The organism is Cutibacterium sp. KB22876 (assembly GCF_059728865.1).
Map to the genome: position 1 here is coordinate 859,525 of NZ_AP040858.1, position 16,574 is coordinate 876,098.

Here is a 16,574-nt window from a genome sequence, read left to right on the forward strand (position 1 = left end):
GACCGCAAAGTGAATCGCTGATGGGTGTGTGACGGCGGCACACGATTCCATCGCATCCTCGCGGCAAATCCTATCACGTTTCGCGATGGCCCGCCCCCGGAATCACACGACGATGACGACGCAGCCGGGGCAGGTTAGGGTGATCGAAGTCTCGGTGACCTTTTGGTGACCCATCACCAATGTGGACGAGGGATTCTCGGGGAGGTCTGAAACGGTCACCGGAACTTCGCTCCGACTTGCGATGACGGTCACTCCAGGGCGTCTCATGACGACGGCGTCGGGGGACGGGGTCTCCGTCGACGTGGAGCTCAGGTCATGGGAGCTCCGCTGGTGAAGTGACGAGCGAATGTCCAACAACGTCTGGTACCACGCAAGCATGTGTGCATGGTCAGGCTCACGTCGCTCGGCCCAGTTGAGTTGCGCAGATTTGAAGGTCGTGACCGATTGAGGGTCGGGAATCACTCCTTGCCAGCCCATCTTCTCGAATTCTCGACGCCGTCCGGTGGTCACCATCGGGCCGAGGTCAGGGCCGAGGTCGCTGAAGAAGGGGAACGGGGTGGACGCGGCCCACTCCTCGCCCATGAAGATCATCGGGGTGAACGGCCCGAGCAGGTACAGCGCAGCAGCTGCCGCCTGGATATTCGGGTCGGCCCCGTTGTGGCCCGGACGGTCCCCGGCAGCGCGGTTACCCACCTGGTCGTGGTCCTCGAAGAAACTCACGAAAGATGCCGCGTCGTAGTGGGTGCTGTTGGGATCAACGGGAGCTCCCCAGTTATCCTCTCGGAAGGACGACCATCCACCGTCGTGGACGAATACCTTGGTGAAGGCCTTGGCGAGGGTTTCGGCGGTCCCGAAATCGGAGTAGTAGCCGTCGGTCTCGCCGGTGAAGAACGCGTGCAGGGAGTGGTGGATGTCGTCGTCCCACTGCATCGTCATGCCGCGCGACCCCTCCGTGACGCCGACCGGTGTGACCATGTCGGGCTGGTTGAGGTCAGACTCGGCAATGAGAGTCAGCGGACGGCCGATCTGCGTGGACCATTCGGCGACCTTCGTGGACAGCTCGGCGAGGATGTGGGTCTCGGATCCGTCGACGAGGGCATGGACGGCATCCAGACGAAGCCCGTCGACCCCGTACTCCACCAGCCACTGGTGGGCATTGTCGATGACGAACTGACGGACGGGCTCGTTGCCGTCCCCGTCGAAATTCACCGCGTCGCCCCACGGGGTCGGGTGATGGTGATTGAAGTAGGGGCCGAACTCGGCCAGGTAGTTCCCCTCCGGTCCGAGGTGGTTGTAGACGACGTCGAGGATGACCCCGAGTCCCTTGGCATGGGCAGCGTCGATGAACTGCTGGAAGCTGGCCGGGCCGCCGTAGGTGTTCTGGGTGGCGTACAGATCCACCCCGTCGTATCCCCAGCCGCGAGTGCCGGGAATCTGGGCGACCGGCATGACCTCGACGGCCTCCACCCCGAGTTCGACGAGGTCGTCGAGGCGATCGATGGCGGCGGTGAAGGTGCCCTGCTCGGTGAAGGTGCCGATGTGCATCTCGTAGAGCACTCGTCCCTTGAGGTCTAAGCCGTCCCAGGGGGCTGGTTCGCGCGGGACGTACACCTGCGATGGCCCATGGACGCCTTCGGGTTGGTATCGACTGCGTGGATCCGGCAGGGGGTTGCCCCCGTCCAGGACGAACTGATAGCGCTGGCCGTCCTCAACGGGTTGGGGGAGGGCCCACCACTCGCCGTCTCGGGTCATGTCGAGGAGATGTCCGTCGAGAAGGGTCTGGACCGTGGTTCGGTTGGGGGCCCAGACCGTCAACTGGCTGGTCATCACTTCTCCTTCCCGGTCAGCAATGCAACCGGTGCCTCGTCCAGTAGGTCAGCGAGTTTTACCATGCCGCCTTCAACCGCCTTTCCGGTGATGACATCGGTGAACGTGCCCTCGGGCAGCACGATCTGGTGGTCGGCCCAGCCGCCACGCCCCTCCAGAGCTCCAGCCAGGCGCGTGGCGACGGTGATGATCGTCGGGGGCTCATCGTCAATTCCGCGGGCGAAAGCGACCGCGTGGCCGGTGGTCGTCGCGACCGGGCGGTAGCTCGCATGCTCACCACGGAAGGCGTCGGCGTGGCGCCGGCGAACGTCCAGGGCCCGGTGGACCACCAGCAGCTTTTCGGCATCCAGACGATCCTCGTCAGCCACAGCGTCAAGGCCATTGGAAGTCACAGCCCTCAGCAGCCGAGCTGATCGGTGATGATCGACCGGGCGACGGTTATCCGGGTCCACCAAGGACAGATCGACGACCTCACAGCCCTGGTAGGTGTCGGGCACCCCAGGCATCATCAACTGCACCAGAACGCGTCCAAGGATCGCCGCACGGACCGCCGTCTGAGTCGTCTCGGTGAATTCGTCGAGGGCCTCTGCCACTGACTCGTCACTCAGACAGAACTTAGCCAGATCCGTCAGCGCCGACTCGTAGTCCTCGTCAGGATCGGTCCATGTGGTGTGGGACTTGGCCTCGCGTACCGCCTTCGTCAGGTAGGAGACCAGCCTGTCCGCGCTGATCGGCTCGGAGCCAGCGGCGGTCCCGGGAAGCCGCCACGTCCCCGCCAGGGTCTGCCACAGCAAGTTGATCGTCGCCCCGTCGAGCAACTCCGAACGCTGGTCAGCGGTGACGCTCTCCAGGGCCGCAACCGTCTGCTCCCACTCGCGCGGGAACTCTGTCAGGCTGGCCAGGCGGGCGCGGACGTCGGTCGACCGCTTGGTGTCGTGGGTTGACAGGGTTGTCATCGTCGTCGGGAATTTCTCGCCCAGATTGGTCGCGAAGTCGTGGAAGTTATCGACCGAGATCCCGGCCAGTTCTGGGTCACAGCCCACCTCGTTGACCGCGGTGAAGCGGGTGTAGCGGTAGAAGGCGGTGTCCTCCTTGGCCTTGGCCATCACTGGCCCGCAGGTCTGGGCGAAACGGACCATGAACTCATCCCGGCTGGCTTGTGCCACCGGGTCACTCGAGGGCCCAAGGCGTCCGCACACCATGTCGACGATCAGTTCGAGGGTGTCGTGTTCCTCTTCCGGTAGCTCGATACGGGCCAGCTCGGCAGCCGTTTCGACGACCTTCACCTGGCCAGGTCCGGGTGCCCGGCCAGGCTCCAGGTAGGCGCGGTAACGGTCCATGGCCACCAACAGTTCGGTGATGGCCCTTGTCAGCTGACGACGGGTGTGGTCACGCAGCATGATGTCGGAGGCGCAAATGTCCATGGCAACATTGGCCAGCCGGTTGAGTTCGGTGACGAGCATGTCGTCAAGGATTTCCCGTTTGGCCGTGTTCAGCTCGGCGGGGAAGGATGCCCTCGAATCGTCGTCAGCGCAGATACGCTCGTAGAGCGTGCTCAGGGGTACCAGCCCGGCTGGGTCGATGAACAGCCCGTCAACGCGCAGCAAGGAGTCATAACCCGTTGTTCCTGCGCACGGAAGTTCGGCGGAGAGGGTCTCGGAGGGTTCCAGGATTTTCTCGACGACAACCCATGCGCCATCGGTGGCTCGTTGCAGATCCGCCAGGTATTTGCGTGGGTTGGCCAGACCGTCCGGGTGATCGATGCGGAACCCGTCGATGAGCCCGTCACGGTAGAGCTGCAGCAGTTTGGCATGGGAGGTGGCAAAAACGTCGTCATCCTCGACGCGGATAGCTGCCAGAGTGTCGACATTGAAGAAGCGGCGGTAGTTGAGCTCCTCGGTGGCGACCTTCCAGCTCGCCAGCCGGTACCACTGCTGGTCGAGCAGTTCGGCCAGCGGCATGGACTCGGTGCCGGGACGTACTGGGAAGACGTGGTCGTGATAGACGACGACGTCCTCGGGGTGGGTGGTGCCGTCCTGGTCCGGGATGTCCCGGGTCTCGACGTGGATGGTGCCGGCTGTCAGTTCCGTGCCGATGCGATCACCGAGGATGGCCATGAGGATCGACAGGGACTTCGAGACGTCGACGTCGAACCAGGTTGCGTACGGGGAGGAAGGGCCGTCGCGCAGCACACTCCACAGCGCCGAGTTGTGCCACAGCGGGGTCGGTACCGCCATGTGGTTCGGGACGACGTCGACGACGATGCCCAGTTCAGCCTGATGGGCCGTCTCGCAGAGTCGACGGAAGTCGTCCTCGCCACCGCATTCATGGGAGATGCGGGTGTGGTCCACGACGTCGTAGCCATGGGTGGAACCAGGTGCGGCCTGCAAAATGGGGGAGCAGAACAGATGGCTGACGCCCAGGGCGGCCAGGTGGTCGATCTGGCCGAGGGCGTCAGCGAAGGTGAAGTCCTCGTTGAACTGCAGACGGTACGTGGAGGCGGGTGCGGCGGACGGGGGCGTGGAAGTCGTCACATTCCCACCTTAAAACGGCTATCCGACAGGTCGGCGCCTTTCCGTGTTCTGAACTGCGGGGTTGTTCGCCGATCACGCGAGATGTTCGGAGGCCCACAGCCAGGCGCGCAACCTACTCGCTCGCTCGCGCTGGAACTCGCGAAGTTGCGGCATTCCAGCGGGGTCCGGCTTGCGGCATTCTCGTTCCGAAAGTCCCAGGACAGCGACGAGGAGGTCGACGATGGGTTCGGTGGCAGGTTCGCCATGGGTGGACGGGGCGAACTCGGCTGCGACGCGCTTCACGAGGTCGTCGGCTCGATCCCACCGCGGGGCGTCGAGGGGATCGGTGTGAATGATGTCGATGATGAGGCTGGCGGCATCGACCCATGCCGGTCCGACGACGGCGTGGGACCAGTCGACGAGGACGGCCCCATCGCTGCGCAGCAGGACATTGTCGGAACGGACGGCGCCATGGATGATCGTGTCGCCGGACGCGTGATGGGCCAGCCTCTCGACACGTCCCGCAAGGTCGGGCATCCGCTCTGCCAGCCACGGATCAAGGTCAGCCGGAGGGTTGTCCATGAAGGTGTCCCACACCGACCGATAGTTCTGCAGTCGTGCGGAGAACGGTTCCCACTGCTCGTGGAAACCGGCCGTCGACTCGGCCAGACGGGACAGTGCGGCCAAGGTGGGGGTGATGTCCTCGTCGGACCAGGGCAGTGCGGGATGGGGTCCCTCGATGTCGGAGGTCACCATGCCGACCCACCCGTCCACGTCGATCTGACCCAACAACCGCGGCGCAGGGGCGGCATCGGGAAGGAAGGACAGCACAGTGGCTTCGCGACGGTTGAGGCCGGGAATGTCCGCATTGATGTCGGAATGGCTGGTCTTGACGAAGGCGTGAATGCCATTGGCGGTGACGACTCGGGAGGCAAGCCCCGGAGTGGTGCCATGGGTTTGGACGGTGTCGATGGAGACAGGGGAGCCCAAGATCTCGGCAACGCGATCGTGGACCGACTTGGGTAGTTCATCCCAGCGAACTCGTGAAGGTTTCATGGACGCCTCCTCGTGGCCTTGTTCGCAACCTTAGATCACCGCAGCATCATGCAGCATCATGACGTAGCGGTGACCACGGCGGGGAATGAGGCTCGTGTCACGTGAGGTGGCAGCATCCCTGATCAGAAACCGAAACACCATAGTGTGGGCAGAAAGTCATGAACCGGACCCTGACAAGGAGAAAAGCACGCGGGAAAACACTGCCCGCCCACTCGGATGAACCAAGGGGGCGGGCCGTCCGCGGAGGATACGAGATTCGAACTCGTGAGGGCGTGAACCCAACCCGCTTTCCAAGCGAGCGCCATAGGCCTCTAGGCGAATCCTCCGCGGAGTAACATACATGGACTTCGCGCGCGGCGCCAATCCGGGGAGCGGGGTGGCCCTAGTAGTGAGAGTCACGGCCTCGAAGCCGATCAATCTGGCGACGGTCCTTCTTGGTGGGTCGTCCAGCTCCACGGTCACGACGAGCGAGGGGAGCGGACAGGTAGGCGGGCCGAGGAACTGACAAGTCCTCGTAGGCCTCGACGGCCAGCTTCGCGCCGACGCGCTTCGAGATCGGGTCAACGACCTTGAGCACCCGATCCCATCCTGGGGTGCGGATCGTGACGACGTCACCAGGCTTGACGTCATGGGAAGGCTTGACCGGATCGCCGTTGAGACGGATGTGTCCTCCTTTGACGGCGTCGGTGGCCAGCGACCTCGACTTGTACGCGCGCACCGACCACAGCCAGACGTCGATCCTCGTCATGATGCCTCCTTGTGATCCGATACCGTCGTTGCCCAGGGTCGAGGTCCTCGTCGGGAGATCTGGGTGGAAAAGGTGGTGGCAATGCTATGACCCGTCATCGGTCCTTGCAGCCGGTGCCGTCCGACGCGATCCCACCACACCGTGGACTGCGGTTCGGAGCCGGGGCCAGTTGTCCCTGCAGCCAGTCGTTGGTTAGACTTGAACTTGGTTCCCCGTGCGGCGGCACCTGACTGAACTCCCCCAGGACCGAGAGGTAGCAAGGGTAGGTTGGCTCTACCGGGTGCGCGGGGAGCCCTTTTCATGTCCGCGGCAGCCGCGCCCCCGTCAGGCGTTCGTCAATGTCCGGAAGGAGGGTCGTCATGAACGATCAGCAACGCATCATCACGACCGACCGAGCCGGCTCCATTTGGGCAGGCATCACCTGGTGCTCGCTACTGCTGTTCATCGTTGCGGGCATCGTGGGGATGATGGCCCAGACGATGCTGCCAGCCAATCTCGGTTACCCCCAACTCCACGACAGCGGGGTCCCGGCATGGCTGACCTGGACAGTTATCGGGCTGTACATTGTCGCCTTCTTTATCCCTCCGCTGGTGACGACCTCGTGCGGCCGCAAGGCCAAGCGGTTGGGGCATCCGGTGCGCTCTGCGGTGCAGATCGCGTGGACCACCTTCGCCGTCGTCACGGTCATCAGCCTCCTGCTGGTCTTCTTCGGCTGAAGGCTGTTCCACGCAGAGCTCGTCGGACTGATGAGACTGTGTCGCGGTCGTCAACTAGGGTTCTTCCCGTGGATGAGAGGGTGCCTGAACCGGGCATGGAGGACGAGGTCGTCGAGCCTGAAGCCTTCGAACAGGACGGTCCGGATCTTTTCGGCGACGAGGAGCCGCCGCGCCCCGTCATGCCCCCTGACGAAGCCACCCCTGACGACGACCTTCCCCCGGATTCGCGTGATCCGGGTCTGCTGGACGGTCCTGAGACTCCCGACGAGCCCGACGGTCTGGAGACCGACGAGGACGAGGGTGACGTCGACGATGCCGACACCATCGAACGGATTCAGGAGTTGACCGTGGAGGACCCCGACATCGACATCCTCGACAGCCGTCCTGACGACGATCCGCTCGAACCTCCGTTGGCCCTCTATCGGCGTTACCGCCCGGAGACCTTCGATGAGGTCATCGGTGAGGACCATGTCATCGAGCCGCTCAAGCGGGCCATCCTCAACAACCGCGTCAACCACGCCTACCTCTTCTCCGGGCCGCGCGGCTGCGGCAAGACGACGACCGCCCGCATTCTGGCCCGAGCGCTCAACTGCGAGCAGGGCCCCACGCCAACCCCGTGCGGGAAGTGCCAGTCATGTCGCGACCTGGCCTGCGGCGGCCCCGGATCGATCGACGTCATCGAGATTGACGCGGCCTCCCACGGTGGCGTGGATGACGCTCGGGACCTGAGGGAGCGCGCCTTTTTCGCCCCAGTGCATTCGCGCTACAAGATTTACATCATCGACGAGGCCCACATGGTCACCCCGCAGGGCTTCAACGCCCTGCTGAAACTCGTGGAGGAGCCCCCGCCGCACGTCAAGTTCATCTTCGCGACGACCGAGCCGGAGAAGGTCATCGGGACGATCCGTTCCCGGACCCACCACTATCCCTTCCGCCTGGTGCCGCCGAAGGTTGTCGTCGATTACTTGGCTGAGCTGTGCGTCAAGGAGGGGATCGACGTCGACCACGCCGTCCTGCCCCTCGTGGTGCGCGCTGGTGGCGGATCGGTGCGAGACAGCCTGTCGGTGCTGGATCAGTTACTCGGCGGCGCCGCCGATGGCCACGTCAGCTACGAGCAGGCGGCAGCCCTGCTCGGTTACACCCCCGAAGCCCTCCTCGACGAGATCGTTGACGCCTTCGCAGCCGGGGACGCCCACGAGGTCTTCGCCACCATTGACAAGATCATCGAGGTGGGGCAAGATCCGCGCCGCTTTGCCGAGGACCTGCTGCGCCGGATGCGTGATCTCGTCATCATCTCGGCCGTCCCAGACGCGTGCCGGACCGGCCTCATCGACGTCTCTCCTGAGCAGGCCACCCGGTTGACCCACCAGGTAGCCGGCTTCGGCGCCGGCGAGCTCACCCGTGCCGCGGAGGTTCTGGCCACCGGGCTGACGAACATGCGCGGCACCACTGCTCCCAGGCTTCACCTGGAGCTGATGTGCTCGCGGATCCTGCTCCCTGCGGCTGACACCGGCGGCCGCGGCATCCATGCCCGTCTGGAGCGCTTGGAGCGCAGGATCGGCGTCTCGGGTCCTGTGGACGAGGCCGACCGCGTCGAGAGCCCTACCGCCAGCCAGCCTGTCTCCCGCCCCGCCGAACGTCCTCAGCAGTTCGGACCTCCCCAACAGTCGGTCGCGCCTCGTGGCGGTTCCCAGCCGGCACAGCGTTCGTCCGGGCGCCCGCGCCCCAGCCGTAGGGATTACCAACCCGGCAACGAACCGGGCGGTCAGCCATACCCCGCCCAGAAAGGCCCCCAAAGTCATGTCCAGGGACCGCAGGGGACGGCTGATGGCGGCCCGGCGACCGAACAGCGCCAACAGCCCAGGTCTCAGGACCAGCAGACCTCTGACCAGACCCGCCGTGATCGTCCCTCCCCGGCTGCGCCGCAGCAGCCCGCTGGGGGTCAGAGTGATCGTGCCGAGGGTGCCATCGACATCACGACCTTGCGTCGCGAGTGGCCGCAGGTGCTCGAGGCCGTGAAGGACGGCGGACGTGTCGCGTGGATGGTCCTCAGCAGCTACGCCCAGGTACTGGAGGTCCACGGGAACCAAGCCACCCTGGGGTTCTCCAACCTTGGAGCGCGGGAACGGTTCGCCAACGGCAACTACCCCAAGATCCTCCACGACGCCGTCGTCAAGGTGCTGGGAGCGGACCTGACCTTCACCGCAGTGATCGGGGAACCTCCGGCGGCGGTACGTCCTCAGTTCCATGAGGAACCGGGTGCCCAGGAACCCCCGACGGAGGATTCCTGGGCTCCGGAACCTCCCGATCATGGGGCCACCCGTGAGAGTCCGACACATCAGGGCCCGGGGCGGGGTGACGGTCAGCCGGACCCTACTCGTCCCGGTCGGGCTCCCCGGGACCGACCGGGTGACCGTCAGTCGAGTTTCGTTGATGCCTCGGAGGAGCCCTCGAACTCGCCGATCGACAGTTCCCATCCCACCGACTCGGGTGACGACAACTCGGCCCCGGGTTCCACCGCCGAGGATCAGTCCGGAGACGTCCGCGATGAGATCGTCGAGTCCGGCCCGGTGGCGGGCGCTCCCAATCCCGACAGTGGTGAGGCCGCCGATCCCGAGCCTGACCTCGTGCCCGCCGAGGATCACGTCGAGGCAGCACAGGGCGGTGAGTCCCATGACGCAGGCCGGGGGCAGAACACCTCCACGGCATCCTCACAGGACGCTGCAGCGCAGGCGCCCCACAGCCTCACCCACCGCTGGAGTGAGCGTGCCAAGGGGAGTGTGCGCCCCCTCGAGACAGCTCATCATCGTCCAGCTCAGATCGAGGAGCCTCCTGAGGAGGATGGCGTGTGGGACGACACCGTCCTGGAGGAGTCCAACGAGAGCCCGGTGGACCTCATCATGCGTGAGCTGGGCGGGATCGTCATCGACACCTCGGACGACCGTGACTCAGCTGCCAGGTGATTGCGCTCACGGCACGTACTGACTCGCGAACTCGTCGTTATCAGCGGCTACTGTGGTTGACGACACCAGGCCGCCCCACCGACGAGGATCAGGGGCCACACACATGGGAGACATCATGACCACTGGAGGATTCGACCTCAGCGGAATCGACATGGGCGCCTTGCTCGCCCAGGCCCAGTCCGTCCAGGGCCAGCTCGAGGCGGCCCAGAACCAGCTCGCGGAGAGCAGCTTCGAGGGTACTGCCGGCGGCGGACTTGTCCGTGCCACCGTCACCGGAACTGGCGATCTCGATGCCCTGACGATCACTCCCGAGGCCCTCGAGGGCACCGATGCCGAGACCCTCGCCGATCTCGTCGTGGCTGCCGTCAAGGACGCCACCGAGCAGGCCCACACCATGCAGCAGTCCCTTATGCCACAGATGCCGGGCCTCGGGCTCTGATCCACCCCCACATGTCAGACAGGAGAATTGATGTACGACGGTCCGCTGCAGGAACTCATTGACGCCCTTTCCCGGCTGCCCGGGATTGGGCCGAAGGGTGCACAGCGGATTGCCTTCCACATCCTCGACGCCCCGGCAGAGGAGGTCAACGAACTGGCCGACGCCCTGCGCGAGGTCAAGGAGAAGGCCAAGTTCTGCAAGATCTGCTTCAACGTCTCCTCCGACGAGGTGTGCCAGTACTGCCGCGACCCGCGCCGGGACCAGGCAATGATCTGCGTCGTCGAGGAGTCCAAGGACGTCATCGCGGTGGAGCGCACCCGGCAGTTCCGTGGCCTCTATCACGTCCTGGGTGGGGCCATCTCCCCGCTGGACGGCAAGGGTCCTGCTGATCTTCACATCCGCGAGCTGTGCCAACGTCTGGCCGACGAGGCGGTGACCGAGGTCATCCTGGCCACGAACCCGAACCTCGAGGGGGAGGCGACGGCGACCTACCTGTCCCGTCTCATCAGCCCCATGGGTGTGACGGTGTCGCGTCTGGCCTCCGGTCTGCCCGTCGGCGGCGACCTGGAGTACGCCGATGAGGTGACCTTGGGGCGCGCTTTCGAGGGGCGTCTCCACGTCGGTGTCGGCGCCTGATCTGCACTATGTCTCACTATGTGGTCAAAACCGATGATTCCTTGACTGGTGGATATCGCGTATGCGAGTCTTGGCCAAGATTCCACCACGGCACCCGGAGGTCACATGTCCATAAGGTTCGCCATCCTCGCATTGCTGGCTGAGAAGCCCCGTCATGGGTATGAGATCAAAAATGAGTTTGATCGCCGCACAAATCACACCTGGCCCCTAAATATTGGACAGGTTTACACAACGTTGGACCGCCTCGAGCGTGATCGGCTGTGCTTCCGGGGCGACGAGACCCCCGATGGTCGGGTCATCGCCACCATCACCCCCGAGGGCCGCGAAGAGGTGCGCAAGTGGTTCGCCACCCCGATCACCCCGGCAAATCCGCCGCGTAACGAGCTGGCCATCAAGATTGCCCTTGCGGCCACCTCGAAGGAGGTCGACGTCGCTGCCCTCATCCAGGATCAGCGCCGCGCCACCATGCACCAGTTGCAGGAATACCGTCAGGCCCGCCGTGGTGTCGCCGAGGAAGACCTCGCCGGTCAGCTCCTCGTTGAGGGAATGATCTTCGTCGCCGAGGCCGAGATCCGCTGGCTCGACCACTGTGAGTCCAAGGCCATCCAGACCTCTCGCCGTCGCCGTGACGAGTCCGTGACGGAGGAGTCCAAGGTCGCCCAGGAGGCCTGAACCGCATGACGTCGACCCCGCCGCGCGCCGCTGACGAGATCACCCTTCCGACGCCTCGTACCGTCCTGTCCCTAGATCACGTGAGTCGCTCCTTCGGTGATGGCGAGCGACGGGTCGACGCCATCAAAGACGTCAGTCTGGGCGTCAATCCCGGTATCTTCGCAGCCGTCATGGGGCCATCAGGTTCGGGCAAGTCCACCCTGCTCGGCCTCGCCGGAGGGCTGGATCAGCCCACCTCCGGCACGGTCTCCGTGTGCGGAGAGCCGCTGGGGGGCATGTCCCGTGACGACCTGGCACGAGTCCGACGCCGTCAGCTCGGCTTCGTCTTCCAGGACTACAACCTCGTCCCCACCCTCACCGCGGTCGAGAACGTCTCCCTGCCCCTTGAACTCGACGGGGTCTCCGCCAAGCGTGCCCGCAATGCGGCCGAGATCGCCCTGGAACGTGTCGGTCTGCCCGGACTTGCCGATCGTCACATTGAGAAGATGTCGGGGGGACAACGTCAGCGGGTCGCCATCGCGCGCGGCATCGTCGGGGACCGCCGGGTCCTCCTCGCCGACGAGCCCACCGGTGCCCTTGATTCTGCGACGGGTGACGACATCATGACCCTTATCCGGGCACTTGCTGACGAGGGGGTTGCCGTCGTCCTGGTGACCCATGAGGCACGCCACGCAGCCTGGGCAGACCGCGTGGTCTTCCTGCGTGACGGCAAGATTGTCGACGAGTCCCAGGTCGTCAGCGACCCCATGGAACTCCTCAGCGACAACCCGAAGCGCGGGGAGTGGTGATGGGATCCGGGAACACCCCCGACAGCCCTTTCGGCGGTGCCGTCGTCCGACTCTCCGGAGAGGCTGTCGCACGTGGACGATCCCACCGCCGGCTCATCACCCGGCTGGCTGCCCGGGACATCCGCAGACACAAGGCGCGTTCCCTGCTCATCGTGCTGCTGATAGCTCTGCCCGTGGCCATCATGTCCGGGCTGGGCACGATCCTCGACGCCGACGGAACCACTACGGACAGTGAGACCGTCTCGAAGTATGGCGACGCCGACATGCTCATCATGCCGATTGAGGACTGGGATGGTCACTGCTCCCAGGACAGTCCGGATTTCGCTTACTGCGACATCCAGGGATCGCCGACTCCCGAGCTGCGCGCCCGCCAGCGGCAGGCCATGGAGAACCTCCACGTCGCGGGTCACGAGCTGTATCCGCTGCGGGTCAGGACTGTTGACGTGGCATGGCGATCCGCCACCCTCGAGGGCGCTGTCAAGGGGATTGACCTGACAGCCGTGCGCCCTGATCGTATGGAACTCCCGAGTGGACCGATGCCTCGTGGCAACAATGTCTGGGCCTCCGGGAGCGCTGCAAAGAAGTATGGCTGGTCAACCGGCTCACACGTCACCATCGACGGCCGTCAACGCACCATCACAGGGCTGACGCGAGAGCGGTCGTCCAGCTACGAACCGACTTTCTGGGTGGGCCCCGAGGACCCACTCGTCATGAATGGGGATCTCATCTATTACGTCAGAGGTCCGCAGCTCGCCAAGGAACAGATCGCGAAACTCAACGCGTCGGGCCTGGGCGTCGAGGAGCGGCAACTCGACAGTGATTCTGACAATGCCGGTGTCGTCGCGGGCCAGATGTTCGCCCTGGTTCTGGCCGCTGTCGTTCTCTCCTCGGTCGTCACCGCCACCATCGCCTCCGCCGCCTTCTCCATCGGGGCTCGCCAGCAGCGGCGCATGCTCGCTCTGCTGGGAACCACGGGTGCCGCCCGCCGGGACCTCATGGGTGTGATGATCGGTCAAGGACTGTTGCTCGGTTCGACCGGCGCGGTGCTAGGAGTGGTGCTCGGCATCGGAGCGGCCAATGTCTTCGTGGTCATCGGACGTCGCGCCAATCCCGGATACCTCCTGACCTACAGTGTCAACTGGGAGTACGCCATCGTCGGTCTGGTCATCGGTCTGTTGGCGGCGGTGGTCGCATGTTGGCTCCCGGCGCGGGAGGTGGCTCGCCAGGACGTCCTCATGGGGGTTCGACACGCTGAGGCAGCGGCCTCACCAGTGCGTCGTCCCATGGCAGCCATCGTCGTGGCGATCATCGGGGCACTCGTCGGGATCGGGTGGGTCGTCCTCGACCGTGTCAACACGTCCGACCCCTACGACGTCGTTCCTCTCAACATCGGCATTGTCGTCACCATCGTCATCTTGTACCTGGCTGCCGTCCTGGCTCTGCCATGGCTCGTCAACAAAGCGTCCATACCACCGTCGTCGCGGCTGGCGATCCGCTTTGCGCTGCGCGATCTCAACCGGAACCGGGGGAGAGCAGTCGCGGGAGCCGCGGCGTCCATGGCCATCACCGTCTTGGCCGGTGTCTTCGTGACCCTGGCGGATGGCAGCGCGATACAGGATCGAAACAGCTACCAGCCCAGCTACGCCGCCAACGTGGCGAGGTTGACCGGGGATGACGGTCACGACCACCTTGCTTCTGAAAAACGCATGAGCAAGGAGGTCGAGCAGGTTGAGGCAGTCTTTGGGCCATCCGTGAAGTACCAGCGTGCGCTGGAACCCGTCACCTGCGACAAGGACGGACAGAACTGCAAGAACGGTCTCAGTGTGGATGCGCCGAGTTCTGCTCCTCGTGACAACGAGATGGCGCGCAGCCTGTCCGTCCCCTCGGCGGTCATTGACGATGGCACCCTCTACGAGCTACTGACCGGTCAGAAGGCAGATGGCAAGGTCATGAAGGCCCTTGACAAGGGCATCATCCTCTTCCAGCCCGATGCACGGGGACGATCCCAGGTATCAGTCTTCCGGGACGACGAACCGAATGGGTCCCATGAGCTCGAGGTGACGGCGATCAAGGCCCCTGATAGCTCTCTCGGTCTCCAAATGCCAGCCCTCATCGGGCGCAACACCGCTGCCAAGGCGCTGGGAGTCGGTCCCGACGCCATGAAGACCCAGACGACGGACATGTGGCTTCGTCTGCCACACCCCCCGACCTCGGAAGAGGGAGACCGTCTGCAGAACTCCCTCATGGACATCACCGGAAGCACCTCCGACTTCCAGTGGGAAGAGGGGTTCTCGGACTCCTCGGGAACCGTCGTGCGCTGGGCGGCGATCATTGGGGCACTCCTGGCCACCTTCGTGGGTGCCGTGGTACTTGCCCTGACCTTGTCGGACTCGAACGCCTCGCGTACTGCCATCGCATCGGTGGGAGCATCCACCGCGACGCTGCGACGCATCGTTGCGGCTCAGGCCTTCGTCACGACAGGTATCGGCCAGGTGCTCGGATTGATCGTGGGATTCGTGCCCGTCGTCATCATGATTGGGTGTGCCGACACGATGCAGCCTGTTCCGTGGCCAGTTGGCTGGCTGGCACTCATCGTGGTCGCCCCGCCGGTACTGCTGGCCATCGTGGCCAGGTGGTGTGTCCCGGTGCCCAAGGCCCGGATGACCCGGGTGGACTGACGACGGCACCCGCGGGGGCGCGCTACCGCGCCCAGGTTCCCGTCATGGACGGGTCGTTGTCGGGATTGTTGAGGGCCGGATGATGCGGATCAGCCGGGGGCTGGGACCGACGACGGCGCCGCTCGCGCGGGACGGCCTGGCCAGCACCCCAGGAGGCCAGGGTCGCCAGCCGGGAGCGCAGATCCTTCGGCAAGGTGAACGGGCGAGCGATGAGGGCTCCGAAGCTGCCGCCCACGGCCAGCGCCACTCCCACCAGCAGGGCCTCCAGGAAGAGGGTCCAGCCGTCGCCCGTGGCGACGCCGGTCCCGTTCTGGGCGTTGACGATCATGTACAGCGCTCGGTACATCATGACGCCAGGCATCAGGGGGACGATGGCGATCGTCACCAGACCGAGTTGCGGCACCCTCCAACGTCGGGCACCCAGGGCGGCGATGATGCCAGCGACCATGGCGCCGAGTCCCGAGGCAGCAGACACCGATCCCGTCAGCTGCATGCCAATGATGTAGCCGCCCCACGCGGCAGCTCCCAGTACCGCGCAGATGGCCAGGGTGCGGTAACCAGCGTGGGAGGAGATACCGAAGGTGACGGCGATGACAGCTGCGCAGACCATCTGCAGGATGGGATCGGTCGAGAATCCCAGGGATGGCGAGATGTATCCCGGTACGCCTAGTCGCAGTCCGACCCACATGACGGTGATGACACCGAGGATGATCCCGCCGGTCTGCACGAACCCCTCCAGGAATCGTCCCGAACTGGTGACGACGTAGCCATCGAGAGCGTCCTGGGAAGCAGCGACGAAGGAACCTCCCGCCAGCAGGGAGACCATTCCGGATGCGACGATGAGAGAGGGGGACAGCGGAATGGTGTGGTGGGAGGCCGCCATGTACACCATGACGAGCAGGGCGAAAGCAGTGGCGATGCCCGCGCCGGCAGCTTGGGTGAAGAAGTTGGTGATCCTCCTGCGCGCCATGGCCTGCACGGTGGCGTCGACGATGCACGTGGAGAAGAAGCTCAGTACACCGTCCATCGGGGCGCCACCGAAGAGAGTCGACAACCCGGCCCCCATGAGGCCCACATTCAGGGTGACGAACCACTGCCGGTACAGACGCGGGCTGCGGGTGATGGCGGCAAGGCGATCAGCGGCCTCCTCCAGCCCGACGGTCCTGGCGCAGATGTCGTCGACGAGGAGTTGGAGCTCACCGAGGCGCTGGTAGTCGTTGCTGCGGGAACGCACGACCCGCAGCGCGGTGATGGGGTCCTCCTCCAGGCCGCGATGCTGGGTGACGATGACGGAGGTGTTGGTGATGTCGATGTGAACCGTCACCCCGTAGGTCGCGGTGATGCGCAGGGCCATCGCGATGGCCTCCGAGACCGAACCTCCGACCGAGATCGCCATGACGGAGACCCTCGTCACGAGATCGACGACCCGTCGAGCCTGCCGCGTCGCCATATCGGAGTTGCCCGGGTTGAGGGCGAGGGTGGTCTCCATCGGGGTCGCGGCTCGAAAGAACCGCTCCAGGGGGACGCGACGGGCACGG

12 protein-coding genes, 1 tRNA gene and 1 other RNA gene are annotated in these 16,574 nt (G+C 64.9%); 8 read left to right on the top strand and 6 right to left on the bottom strand.

Annotated features, from left to right (window positions below):
• Window positions 1–102: 102 nt before the first annotated feature.
• From treZ to AC6I1W_RS03860, 5 genes are all read right to left on the bottom strand, one after another.
• Complete coding sequence (treZ, locus tag AC6I1W_RS03840; RefSeq protein WP_284950340.1) at window positions 103–1,827, bottom strand: malto-oligosyltrehalose trehalohydrolase; 1,725 nt, start codon at window positions 1,825–1,827, stop codon at window positions 103–105.
• Window positions 1,827–4,361, bottom strand: a complete 2,535-nt coding sequence (treY, locus tag AC6I1W_RS03845) for a malto-oligosyltrehalose synthase (protein ID WP_493536902.1) — start codon at window positions 4,359–4,361, stop codon at window positions 1,827–1,829. The genes treZ and treY overlap by 1 nt, the downstream gene beginning before the upstream one ends.
• A gap of 72 nt (window positions 4,362–4,433) precedes the next feature.
• Window positions 4,434–5,396 (bottom strand): phosphotransferase family protein, encoded by a 963-nt coding sequence (locus tag AC6I1W_RS03850; RefSeq protein WP_462553152.1) that lies wholly within the window; start codon window positions 5,394–5,396, stop codon window positions 4,434–4,436.
• Between the two features lie 241 nt (window positions 5,397–5,637).
• A tRNA-Ser gene (locus AC6I1W_RS03855) sits at window positions 5,638–5,722 on the bottom strand.
• Between the two features lie 56 nt (window positions 5,723–5,778).
• A complete protein-coding gene (locus tag AC6I1W_RS03860; RefSeq protein ID WP_004810351.1) occupies window positions 5,779–6,144 on the bottom strand; it encodes an RNA-binding S4 domain-containing protein in 366 nt (121 codons plus the stop codon).
• A gap of 203 nt (window positions 6,145–6,347) precedes the next feature.
• Between AC6I1W_RS03860 and ffs the strand changes: the two genes are divergently transcribed.
• The 8 genes from ffs (at window position 6,348) to AC6I1W_RS03900 (ending at window position 15,036) form a co-directional block, all read left to right on the top strand.
• Window positions 6,348–6,444, top strand: an RNA gene (gene ffs / locus AC6I1W_RS03865) — signal recognition particle sRNA small type.
• 38 nt (window positions 6,445–6,482) lie between these two features.
• Window positions 6,483–6,860 (top strand): hypothetical protein, encoded by a 378-nt coding sequence (locus AC6I1W_RS03870; protein WP_284950341.1) that lies wholly within the window; start codon window positions 6,483–6,485, stop codon window positions 6,858–6,860.
• A gap of 95 nt (window positions 6,861–6,955) precedes the next feature.
• Window positions 6,956–9,823, top strand: a complete 2,868-nt coding sequence (locus AC6I1W_RS03875; RefSeq protein ID WP_284950349.1) for a DNA polymerase III subunit gamma and tau — start codon at window positions 6,956–6,958, stop codon at window positions 9,821–9,823.
• Between the two features lie 115 nt (window positions 9,824–9,938).
• Window positions 9,939–10,262, top strand: a complete 324-nt coding sequence (locus tag AC6I1W_RS03880; RefSeq protein WP_081302640.1) for a YbaB/EbfC family nucleoid-associated protein — start codon at window positions 9,939–9,941, stop codon at window positions 10,260–10,262.
• Window positions 10,263–10,292: 30 nt separating this feature from the next.
• Entirely contained in the window at window positions 10,293–10,898 is a 606-nt protein-coding gene (gene recR / locus AC6I1W_RS03885) for a recombination mediator RecR (RefSeq protein WP_004810355.1), read from the top strand.
• A 105-nt stretch (window positions 10,899–11,003) separates the two neighbouring features.
• The gene (locus AC6I1W_RS03890) at window positions 11,004–11,570 is read left to right on the top strand and encodes a PadR family transcriptional regulator (protein WP_202726378.1); all 567 of its coding nucleotides are present in this window, start codon (window positions 11,004–11,006) and stop codon (window positions 11,568–11,570) included.
• Between the two features lie 5 nt (window positions 11,571–11,575).
• Entirely contained in the window at window positions 11,576–12,358 is a 783-nt protein-coding gene (locus AC6I1W_RS03895) for an ABC transporter ATP-binding protein (protein ID WP_284950342.1), read from the top strand.
• Window positions 12,358–15,036 carry an FtsX-like permease family protein gene (locus AC6I1W_RS03900; protein WP_284950343.1) on the top strand — a complete coding sequence of 893 codons (2,679 nt, stop codon included), beginning with the start codon at window positions 12,358–12,360 and terminating at the stop codon, window positions 15,034–15,036. The genes AC6I1W_RS03895 and AC6I1W_RS03900 overlap by 1 nt, the downstream gene beginning before the upstream one ends.
• 22 nt (window positions 15,037–15,058) lie before the next feature.
• On the opposite strand, the gene AC6I1W_RS03905 is transcribed toward AC6I1W_RS03900, so the two are convergent.
• Window positions 15,059–16,525, bottom strand: coding sequence for a threonine/serine exporter family protein (locus tag AC6I1W_RS03905; RefSeq protein WP_041710324.1), 1,467 nt, complete (start codon window positions 16,523–16,525; stop codon window positions 15,059–15,061).
• Window positions 16,526–16,574 lie beyond the last annotated feature (49 nt).